The organism is Butyrivibrio hungatei NK4A153 (assembly GCF_000424465.1).
Classification (GTDB): Bacteria; Bacillota; Clostridia; order Lachnospirales; family Lachnospiraceae; genus Butyrivibrio; species Butyrivibrio hungatei_A.
In genome coordinates this window covers 170057-181849 of the sequence record NZ_AUJY01000012.1, presented here as the reverse complement: position 1 = coordinate 181849, position 11793 = coordinate 170057, and the positions used below count along the sequence as shown (strand labels likewise).

Here is an 11793-nt window from a genome sequence, read left to right as displayed (position 1 = left end):
GTCTTCTGCTCCATAAGATGTTCTCCTCCTTTATTTAATTATGCAAAATTGAGTGTTGATATCATCTTATATGAAAAATGCACATACAGTCAATTGTTATTCGTATATTTATGTGCACTTTTCTGTATTTTAAAAAATGAGCGCACAAAAAAGGAAGCTCTTTTCACAAAGCTTCCTTCTACTATCATTTCTTTTTTTATAAAAAAGTATAACCTCAGGCCGTCAGTTACCCAGCGCAGTGTTAAGCACATCAGCGACGCTCCTGTATTTCTTATTCGCCTTATCTCTGCCAAAGCCTGCATTATGCCCGCCGGCCAGGTGCTTTATCATATCCGTCTTTATCTCTATATAGCTGCTGCCTGAATCGGCTGCCATCTCGGAATCTGACACTTCACCGGGCAAATAGATAAACTCCGTCTCATTCACTACGCTTTGGAGCTTCTCCCAGTCCTGTTCGGTTATCTGCTGCCTTTCGCTTGAAAATCCCCCTTCAGGGAATTTGCCTTCAAAGAGCTCCTTGATATCAAGGTCATCGGTTGCTCTTATCAAATAATGTATCACCGAACAATCCGATGACACTACATACATATCGATATCCTGACCGTCCACCGGGCAAACAACGTAGCTCACCTTGCTAAGATAAAGATCTTCCGCTCCGCCATTCCCGCATCCTGCGAACAAAAACGCGCATGCTACCGATATAAGAAGCATTGTAATGATATACTTCTTTTTTACTGTCCTATACATAATTTCACCCTTTCCATTAACCAATAAGCCGGTTCCCCTACCGTTATTCGCTTATTTTTCTACTATTCTGAACACCCATATATTTTGGCAATTATGTGACCATTCTGTATAGTTCTATTTTTCTCAAAAAATATTTTGACAATACGTAAAGCGGCACACTTATAAAGAAAAACGCAATAATAAACGATAATACAAATACAAGATCCTGAGGCATAGTTATCCTTTTTATTACAAACAAAAGAAGCATATGGCCCACATATATATCCAAAGTATAGCTTCCCATCCGGTACAGTATATCAAAAATTCTGAATCCGGCAATAAAACGGCTCACAAAATATATCGTAGTCATACCCAAAAGTCCGCATGCCCAGACAGAAAGTTCAATTCCAAACGTCTTAAACGAAAATGGCATATCGTCAAAGCCGTAGACAAGGTCCGTTGAATAGCATCCGGAAGCCATAACCGTAACCGCTATCCATCCTGCAAGGCAAAAGATAAATATAGCGCCCCGCATTTTCGGCTTGATCGTCCCAATCTTAGGGAGCACATCATATTCGCCGCATACATACCCCAGAAGCAAAAAGCCATACAGCCATTTAATTTTCCACATACAGAAAATTTCCGTAGTGCAAAAGATAATCAAAAGCGCCCATATGCCTATATTCAAAGCCGCTCTCAGCGCCTTCTTGTCCGTCACTTTGTGGATCAGTATAAAAAGCATATGTGCAAAAAAGAGCTGAATAAAAAACCACACACTTCTTGCATATATAAATATCTGCACGGCATCATCTATGAGAATGCCCATATCCATGCCTTTTCCCGCTACTGTTACCACAGCGTTTGCCATAAAGGCGACGAATGACCATGTAATATACGGAACGATCAATCGCAAGCACTTCTTTTTCACAAGCTCTTTTTCCGAATACTTCTTAAGTTCCTTATACAGGAAAAAACCGCTCACAAAATAGAAGATCGGCATGTGCACAAAGCTGATAAAACCCGAATACACTCCTACCGTATTTGAAGCTACATGACCATAAACAACCATGATGATCGCTATAGCTTTATATATGTCCATTTCTTTTAATCTATTCGTTACTATCTGTTCTTTCATTCGTTCTTCTTGTTACTTTTTGTTGCATTCTGATATGCAGATTATTCTATCACCCCCGCATCTCATATTCATTAAAATTTTTATGAACATTCTATCAAATATTATGCATATCTTGTTATTTCATAATGCGGATATCCGTAATTGCGACTTCATCACCCGTAAGTGCCACATAAACTTCATCATATTCACCGTGGAAGGTGGTCGTATTTTCTATGGCAATACCAAGATTTTCCGTCTCCGTTGTAATCTTATTTCCATGTCTTTCAAAGAGTACAAAACAGTCTATGCCTTCCTTTGTCTCTTCTTTCCATTTTTCCCAACCTTTAAAATTCTCATTTTTCTTCATAAATACTTTGTTTTCCGCAATATCTTCATCGCCCGACACTTCGCCGTTTATCTTTATCATTGCGTATTCACGATAATCCTCGCCTCCAACCTTACCGTCCGAGGAATAAAACAGCACGATATAAGGACAATGCCACACAAGATTGGCTGCCGGAAGGCTCATGGAATGGAAATAAAGCCTTACCTCATCTTCAAGCTCGATTCCTTCAGTATATGCAGACCTTGTCCTGTCAATCTGGATATTAGGAAGGTCAGACTCGATACGATCTGTATATCTTATAACATCTGAAATTCGCTCTATATCACCTTCGCCGATTTTTTTGCCGGTCTCTTCAACAATAATATTTTTTATATGGCAATTTTCACCCGTAATACCAATATATGCTTCTTTGGTATTGTCTTGAAGAGATATGACCGCCTTGACCTTGTGATTCATGTACTTCATCTCAAGCGTTATGTGATCGTCATATTTGGCCATTCCTATCTCATACTGCCCTTTTTTCTTCTCCTTCTTTACAGCCCTTCGCTTTTTCTTTTTTTCCGGAATCTCAACTACTTCAATTTTCATATTCCTTGCCGCAGTTGAAACATAATGTCCGTCCGGCCAGATTTCTCCGTACTCCAGATATCTGTATGCGTTTATTGCTTTTATGCTCTTATGAAATCGCTTGTCATAGGAATCAAACAAAATAATCGAAGGCGATGAATATTCCCCTTCCTTAAGTTCAAGCTGATCGCAGTCAAAATATATCTTCTTTACAACATCTGTTATATGAACTCCAAGAGAAACCTGCTCCTTGTATGCCCTGCAGACAATCTCAGAATCCATAACTCTGTCGTCTTTTTTACACGAGTTTTCTCTATCCATTATATGGAGCATTATCTTGGAATAGACAGGATCGAACTGCGTTCCGGACATCTCAACAAATTCCTGCCTGACCATGATATACGGAAGCGGTTCACGGTACCTTTTATTCGAAGTCATGGAGACATACGCATCCGCAACCGCAATGATCCTTGCAACATCGGGAATTTCTTCTCCCTTAAGTCCCTCAGGATAACCACTGCCGTCATACTTTTCATTGCTGTAAAGAACCCCGTCCCGCAGATACGGATATTCCTTGATATCTGCCAAGATCTCGCCGCTTATTATCGGCTTCTTCTTAAGTATCTTTTGTTCATCCTCTGTAAGATCTTTCTGCTTCTCAATAATACTGTCAGGAATTCCGACCATACCTATATCGTGGAGAAGCGCTGCATAGTACACGCCTTCACACTTCTGTTCATCCATGCCCGAGCGCATTGCGATCTCTTTTGCAATATCAGCAACTCTTTGGGAATGGCCTTGTGCATATTCGTCTTTATTTTCTATTGCTTTTACAAGAGCTGATGTTGTCTGGTCAAACAGACGCTTCATGCGCTTTTCTCCGTCCTTCAGCTCGCCTATCTCGATCTTGTGTGCCCTTATTACCGCACGGTTTACATCGATATAGCTAAATACATACAAGAAGATCGCAACCAGAACCATGAAAATATCAACAATAGATATTCCAAACGCAAATATCTGAATAATTCCCGCTATGATAGGCGCAAATATGCAGGTCACGATAGAAACGCGTGCCAATCTGCTTATAGCCTTTTGAAACTCTAGTATAACCGTTAACTGTATAAGCGGACACAGCACAGGCATAATGTAACACAGCAAAAACAGCGATCCTCTGTTATATATATTTCTTTCATCAATGTAATAGATCCATCCGGTAAAATGCGAGATTACTACAAACATTATCTGTACAATTGCCGCAATATTCACAAATCTAAGTCTTTTGAGCATAGTTTTTTGATTTGCTTCAACCCTCAGCAGATCGACTATGTAAAGATTCAGTCCCAATATAACCACCGGAGTCATCGCAAATACAAGGAAATTACTGAGCCTGACCATAATATATCCCGTCATTGTCGTATTTCCGGAATAGATATACGACAAACGATCGAAGAAGATAAGAATTGCCGCAGATGACTCTACAGTAAAAATTATCAATCTTCTTTTTTTCTCCAGAAACTGCGTAAAGAACAACAGAAATGCAAATGCCATACACGTAGAGGAAAGGCCCAGCATAATATCCAGTTGATACTTCTCTATAATCTCAAACATTTCCACCTGCTCCTTGTACTATACTCCATGCAGAACAAAAAACTCTTTAAGCTTTTCCAAGAGCTCCTCTTTCTTTATATTCTTTAAAAAATATCCCTCAGGCCGAAGTTCAACAACAGCCATAACGCTCTCCTTATCGCTTTTACCCGTAAGAAAAATAACAGGTATCGAAGATGTCTCCGAATCGCTCCTTAGCATCTCAAGAACCTGCGGTCCGCTCGTTACCGGCATCTCATGATCCAGAAGTATCAGATCGACCTTGCTTTTTCCAAGATACTTGATGGCCTGAAGCCCTGAATTAGCCATAAATACTCTGTACGTATCTTTCAGCCACTGTCTTACAAGAGAAAGATACTGCGGATCGTCATCAACGATCAGTATGCTCTTTCTGTACTCTCCCGATTCGGATTTATCAAAAAATTCCCTTATGGCTTTAATGAATTCATCATTATTGACTGGTCTGGAAAATGTCTTGTACAGCAGATTCTCGCTCAAATGCTTCGCTGTATTGTTAAGGTCTATCTGCTCGCCTATAAGTATAAGCTTGCTGCCGTTTTCTTCCATGGTATCAATCAGGAAATGCAGTGCATCTTCTCTTGGACTGACCTCTTCGTCCATATAAAGGATGTACAGCGATATGTCTTCTCCGGAAGCGTTGAGGGCATCTACTGTAAAAGGAACAAAAGCGCACTCAAGCCCAACCGCCTGTACCTTCTCAATAATGGCTCTCAAAATAAACGTCTCTTTTTCTCCGGTGAATATGATTTTTTTGCCTGATATGATTTTTTCCATTTTGCTCCTTTACTTTGAAGTGTTGATCAGTGCTTCCATTCCGTCCCAGTCAAACAGTTTGAACAACCTGCCAAGTTCCTTGAAAAACTCTGCATCCTTATCGGGAAGAGAATACTTCGATATACTTTCCAAAATCATTTCAACAGAATCATAGTCCATCTGCGGTATAAGATCGGCCAGCGCTCCGTATGCATCTTTTAGCTCATCCTCAGGTATCATCTCTTTCGAAGAATCTGATACATTGGCATCCTTAATCCTTCCAAGCTTTTCTTTATAAGAAGCATACTCTTTCATGAGATCGTCTTTATAGCTGTCAATATAGACCCTATCGTTATTATTGCCCGCCTCTTCCATCTTGGCAGCGAATTCTTCAAGCCCGAGTGCACCTATGATTCGAGCAGAACTCTTAAGCGCATGAACTTTGATCGTAAACAGTCTTATATTTCCCTCATCATATGCATTATTTAATACCCTTGAATTCTCATCAATTGTTTCAAAGAAAAGATCCAGTCCGAAAAGATAACTCGAAATTCCTCCCGAGTTCTTTATTCCTTCAGGAACAGATATATCTTTTACATCATATATCCACAGCATATCCTTAGGCAGTTCGGTAAGTTCTTCTGTTGCATCCACACTCTCAGACTTTTCCATCTTATTCTCGGGAATATGCTTCATAATGGTAGTTTCCAAAGTCTCTATATCCACAGGCTTTGCAAGATACCCGTTAAAGCCCTTCGACTTATAATATTCCTCACCTGAAACCGAATTTGCAGTAAGCGCATATACGGGAATATCGGGCTTTATTTCCCTTATTTTTGCAAGCGTCTCTACTCCGTCAAGTCCGGGCATCATGTGATCCAAAAGAACTACGTCAAAATCGCCGTCTTTTATCTTATCTATAGCATCCGCGCCGCTTTCAGAAGTTGTCACAAATACTTTGGTTGCTTTAAGAAGCCCCTTAATAACGCTCAGGTTCATAGGGTTATCATCAACAACCAAAATGTCGGCATCGGGCGCAATAAACTTAGGTACATACGGTCCACCCGCCTTGCTTTCATCATGCTCGATAAATATGCCGATTGATGTGGCATCTACAATCTTCTGCGATATTATAAAGATAAATTCAGACCCTTCTCCATATACGCTGTCACAAAAGATAGTTCCTCCCATGAGCTCCGCGAATTTTCTCGAAATATCCAGTCCAAGGCCTGTTCCTTGTATACCGCTGTTCTGTTCTTCATCAAGTCTTTCATATGCTGTAAAAAGTTTGTCCATATCTTCTTTTTTTATTCCTATTCCGGTATCTTTTACCGAAATGCGAATAACTGCCTCCCTGTCATTGCGCTCTTCCATCGACACGTTTAGTGAAAAGCCTCCGACTGCAGTATATTTCACGGCATTGGTAAGGAGGTTGAGTACTACCTGTTTTATTTTCTCGGCATCTCCATACATCCTCTTGGGAAGAATCTCATCAATAACCACGTCAAAGCTTAGCGCTTTTTCCGTAGCCCTTATTCTGATCATTGATACAATGGAACGCAGAAGTTCCTGCGTGTCATATTCGCGCTCCACAAGGTGCATCTTTCCCGACTCTATCTTGGATATATCAAGAAGGTCATTAATAAGACCAAGCAGCGATTCTGCAGCATTCCTGATATCAAAAGCATAGTTCATGACCGACATGAAATACCCTTTGGGCACACTTGTCGGATCTTCTCTCATTATCATTTCATTCATTCCCATGATAGTATTGATAGGAGTTCTGATCTCATGGGATATATTGGCAAGGAATCTGGACTTTGCCGTGTTCGCGTTCTCTGCCTCTTCCTTCGACTTCTTTATCTCTTCATACTGAGTTTTTATAACAGTAAGTCTCATTACCTGCCATACGATAAAACCGGCTATCGATGCAACAAGTATCAAAAGAATGAGTCTTACTACCACCAGCTCCAAAAGTCTCGGAGCCTTTCTTATGTTGAATACATCTTCCTGAAGTACTTCACGCCCTCCGGCACTTAAGATCTGGACATGCAATTTATAATTTCCATACGGAAGTCCCGTATATTCAAGAGCCGACAACTTGCTCCTTTGAGTGATAATTCCATCATCGGGTCCGCCTTCCAGATACAGACGCACATCGGGATTCATCATAGAATAATCCATTACAGATGCAGATATCTGTACACGTCCGTCCGAAGCAGGTATCTGATAAACTTCGTTTTCATCCTGCTCTATTTTTTGGTTATCACAATATATGGACTTTACATCCATCAAAACTTCCAGCGTGCCGTCATAATACTTATTGATATTTACTTTTGCCACACCATTTCTTCCGGCCATGTATAGATTTCCGTCCTGATCCTTATATCCGAAAGAATTACTTGTTATCGCATACGGAAGTCCGTTAGCTATCGTGTATATCTTAAAATCAGTTATGGCATCATCTTCCATATCATCGGCATTTACCACATAGACACCGTAAGATGACAGTATCCATGCGTTATCGCTGTTGTCAAAATACATATCGTAATTGTTGTTATAAGGAAAAGATGTAACATTCGTCACCAATCCGTTTTTCATATATTCAATGGAATTAGACGTGACGATCCAAGCGATATCTCGCTTTTCATCCTTTACAATCCGCATGACGACATCGCTTGTAAGACCGTTATCTCTGCCGATTTTTTTGATACGGTCTTCTTCAATTACATATATTCCGTCGCCGTCGGTACCCGCAAGAATTGCGCCTTCATCATTTTCTACCAGAGTCAAAAAAACTGTGTTCTTAGCGCCATCGGAAGCGCCTACCGTACGAACGATCTCAAAATCTTTTATAACGGCAAGTCCGCCATTCGTACCCACAAGAATACTTCCGTCTTTTCCAATGGTTATGCACCTTATCTGATTGCTGGGCATTCCGTTTTCTGTCGTATATGAAATAATCTCGCCATTAGTTTCATAACATACAAGCCCGAGGTCATGCGTATACGTGGAAACCCACATATTTCCATCGTTATCCTCCGCAATACTTCGAATTCTCGCATCACCCAGATAAAAAGTCAGATCATTCTCTATTGATTCGCCGTTTTTCCCAATAATATCAAGGCCCATCTCTGTTCCGATGTAAATATCCCCGTCATGCAGAGCAACAGCGTTGGTTACTCCCGTAGTCACTCCCGTCACATGAGTTATGTCGATAAAGTTATTTGCAACAACTTTCATAACTCCGAGAGTAGACGAAGCCACCCACAGATTTCCCTGATAATCAGACGTAACCATCTCAATTCCGCTGTCAAACGCAACATTGGTAAGTTCTTTAAAAGAACTGTCCGTGTCAATGTAACCTATCATACTTGTTGATGAAACCCAGACTCTGTTGCAGTCGTAGTTAAGCCAGTGCACGTTACTAAGCGGATCCACTGATATTCTTTCCAGATTATTAGCCGAATCTCCAAATTTCCCGTAATATATGACGCTTTCGTCCGTTCCAAAGTATAAATTTCCGGCATCATACGGATCGGCAAGGATAGTTGTTATCTTTCCGATTCCAAGATCTGAGCTTTGGTACAACTCTGTGATCGCACAGTCATCTATCGCAAATACTATACCGTTGGCAGTCTGCCCGTATATTCTTCCCGAAGTGTCTTTGTCCAGTTTAAGGACTCGCTCTTCAGCTATTCTTTCATCGTTAAGAACGCGAAGCGTATTGGTCTGATCAACATAACATACTCCTGATGTCGTTCCGATAAAGATGTTTCCGTTGTTGTCTTCCTCAAATATTCTGATTGATGATGAAGGCAGACCTTCTTTGTACGAATAGTGTATACTCTCCGTACCATCAAGAACCACTACACCGTTATCATTTGTTCCGACCCAGATTCTACCCTTACTGTCCTCAAAGAAACCTCTTGCGCTTGTAAGATATGAATGCGCATCAATCCTGTCAAAAGTCGAACCGTCGTAGCGAATAACTCCGCTGTAACCGCCAATCCATATATATCCATTTCTTGCACCCATAAGAAACATTGCATCGGAAGTCGGAAGACCATTCGATGCATCATATATTTCATAAGAATACGAGACACCCGGAATCTGTCCGGTTACCGCATATCCTCCGCCATAGTAAGAATGAGTGCCGACTACCGTATCATACTTAGCATATACGTTTATATGCATCAGCATCATTAGGCAGCCTGCTACTATAGCCATGAATGCTATTTTTTTGTGTACATTCTTCACAGGCAACCTCCATCAAACCTTCTGATTATATTTATTAAGGATTACCTTTATCTCAGGGATTGAATCCATAAATACCTCTACACACTTGGGGTCAAACTGAGTTCCCGCACCCTCGCTTATGATATCCAGCGCTTTATCCAAAGGGAATGCCTCCTTATATACACGCGGCGAAGAAAGCGCATCAAAAACATCCGCAACAGCCATGATCCTTGCAGACAGCGGTATAACTTCTCCGTGTAGTCCTTCGGGATAGCCTTTTCCATCCCAGCGCTCATGGTGGTATGCAGCCATATTCCTTGCTTCTTTAAGATATACCTCACCTTTTACCGTATTGATTGCCTTCTCGATAATCTCTCTACCTGCGGTGGTGTGAGTTTTCATTATTTCAAATTCTTCAGGTGTCAGTTTGCCTGGTTTATTAAGGATCTTGTCGGATATATTGATCTTACCCACATCATGAAGAGGAGCACTTCTGACAACATCGGACTTAAACTTGGCACTGATCTTTTCGGGATAGTAGCCTTTCTTTTCAAGGCCCTCCACGATTATCTTTACATATTCGGAAGTTTTCTGGACATGCGCACCTGTATCGGAATCCCTGTTCTCGACAAGATCCGCCATTGTGATGATAAGTCCGTCCTGCATCTTCAGCGTTGCCTCTGAAAATCTTCTTACACTACGGATCTTCTCTGTCTGATTGAGCGCCATATCGCATATTATCCTGTACATCTTCTCAATCTCGTCGCCTGTCTGAATATCAATGGCTCTCATCTGTCTTACCGCCTCATCAAGTTCCACCTGGTCATCTCCGGCCTTGATGAAGTTCTCAACACTCTTTTCTATACTGTTTATCGGGTATACCATACCTGTTCCGGTACTCCACAGACCAAACGCTATTATCAGGATAAAAAAAGATGTCATTATGAATAACACACGTAGCAAAAAGCCCTGCATATAATCTGAAAGAAACGCAAGTGATGTCTCTGCTACCGCATAACCCATACAGATTCCATTTTTGTCTATGATCGGACAATATGCGCTCATAAACCAACCGGAATGCGACAGAATTTCAACAGGCGCAACCTCTTCTCCTTTAAACAGCGCTCCGACATACGGCTGCATATTTTCATCAAATTTCTCTTTTTCGCCCGGAATGTGCTTTCTTACGCCATCCGGAACTATATCAAATACGATGTACCAGCCGTCACTACTGAGCTGATTTATATAGATACGGTCAACTCCCGTAACTGCTTCTTTGATACTGATAAGTTCTCTTTCCGTTCCCTCATATGCATCCGCATATATGCCCTTGGCAATACATTCATCTATGATATTGGGATCGACTTTTTGAGCTGCGAAACGTGCCACATTTAAGGCAATTTCTGCCTTTTCCGCTTTTGCATTTTTAAAGTACAGAGTTATTCCAACGATTCCCATTATCACGGTAAGTGCCAATGAACATCCGACAAGCATCACTGTTATTCTTATCCTAAGAGAATGTATCGAAGAAAAACTAAGTGAACCTATTCTTTTTACTTCGCTTATCGATAGCGGCCTCTGTTTCCACCCGCTGTTCCTAATATTTTCACATGTTCTGTCAGGAATAAAATGTAGCAGAAGAAGCGCCACAAAAATTGACACGCCCTTATCCAGAATATTCAGCAAAATATCGATGATGAAATAGGACCAAAAATCGCCGATTCCAAACTGTATTGTAAAGGCCTCGACCAAAGCATCAAACGACTGGGTCTGTGGCCTTCCCATAGCGCCCCACTGAATAGCCGCGCCAAGAGCACCGCTTCCTATTCCAACGGTAAATACAAATATAAGTATCTTTTTTATATGATCGAACTTTTTTTCTCTTACAAACCACGCCGTATAAATTGCCACAAGCGCGCTTATAAAGCCAAAATAAATCGCCTCTCTGTTAAATATAGTGCTGACCGCATTCGTCAGTACCGCAGTTACTATTCCCGGAAAAAGACCTCCAATCAGCGATACAAATATAGTTCCGACTGCATCGAGGTAAATAGGCAAATCATACTTGCGGGCAACAAATGACATAGCTACATTCATTGCGATTCCGAAAAAGATGGTCAACACGCGAAGTAATCTATTATGATTTGTTTTTTGTAAAGTAATTTTCAACCCCTATACCTCCAAAAAACGCAAAATGCCAAAAGATGGAACAAATTTCTTACATTCTCCATCTCTTGGCATATCATAATCATATATAACAAATCGCAAGATTCGACTCTGAAAAAACAACATAACTTCGTCACCCTAAAAAAATGCAACATAAAAAAACTGAAATAATCAACTTTTCGTAAATATTTTAGCACGTTTTAGGTTGTGCAACGAACACTTGCTGTATTCTTTATCGTTATTTAATATTTATACA

At 40.7% G+C, this 11793-nt stretch carries 6 protein-coding genes; all 6 read right to left on the bottom strand.

All coding sequences use genetic code 11. The features are described from left to right. Nucleotides 1–222: 222 nt before the first annotated feature. Nucleotides 223–747, bottom strand: a complete 525-nt coding sequence (locus tag G628_RS0108650) for a hypothetical protein (protein ID WP_139233782.1) — start codon at nt 745–747, stop codon at nt 223–225. 91 nt (nt 748–838) lie between these two features. After that, entirely contained in the window at nt 839–1861 is a 1023-nt protein-coding gene (locus tag G628_RS0108645; RefSeq protein WP_027208945.1) for an acyltransferase family protein, read from the bottom strand. A gap of 115 nt (nt 1862–1976) precedes the next feature. Beyond that, nucleotides 1977–4361, bottom strand: coding sequence for an HD-GYP domain-containing protein (locus G628_RS0108640; protein ID WP_027208944.1), 2385 nt, complete (start codon nt 4359–4361; stop codon nt 1977–1979). A gap of 18 nt (nt 4362–4379) precedes the next feature. Further along, complete coding sequence (locus G628_RS0108635; RefSeq protein WP_027208943.1) at nt 4380–5153, bottom strand: response regulator; 774 nt, start codon at nt 5151–5153, stop codon at nt 4380–4382. Nucleotides 5154–5162: 9 nt separating this feature from the next. Then, the gene (locus tag G628_RS16895) at nt 5163–9392 is read right to left on the bottom strand and encodes an ATP-binding protein (RefSeq protein WP_242827203.1); all 4230 of its coding nucleotides are present in this window, start codon (nt 9390–9392) and stop codon (nt 5163–5165) included. A 12-nt stretch (nt 9393–9404) separates the two neighbouring features. Then, nucleotides 9405–11540, bottom strand: coding sequence for an HD-GYP domain-containing protein (locus tag G628_RS0108625; RefSeq protein WP_051199109.1), 2136 nt, complete (start codon nt 11538–11540; stop codon nt 9405–9407). Nucleotides 11541–11793: the final 253 nt, after the last annotated feature.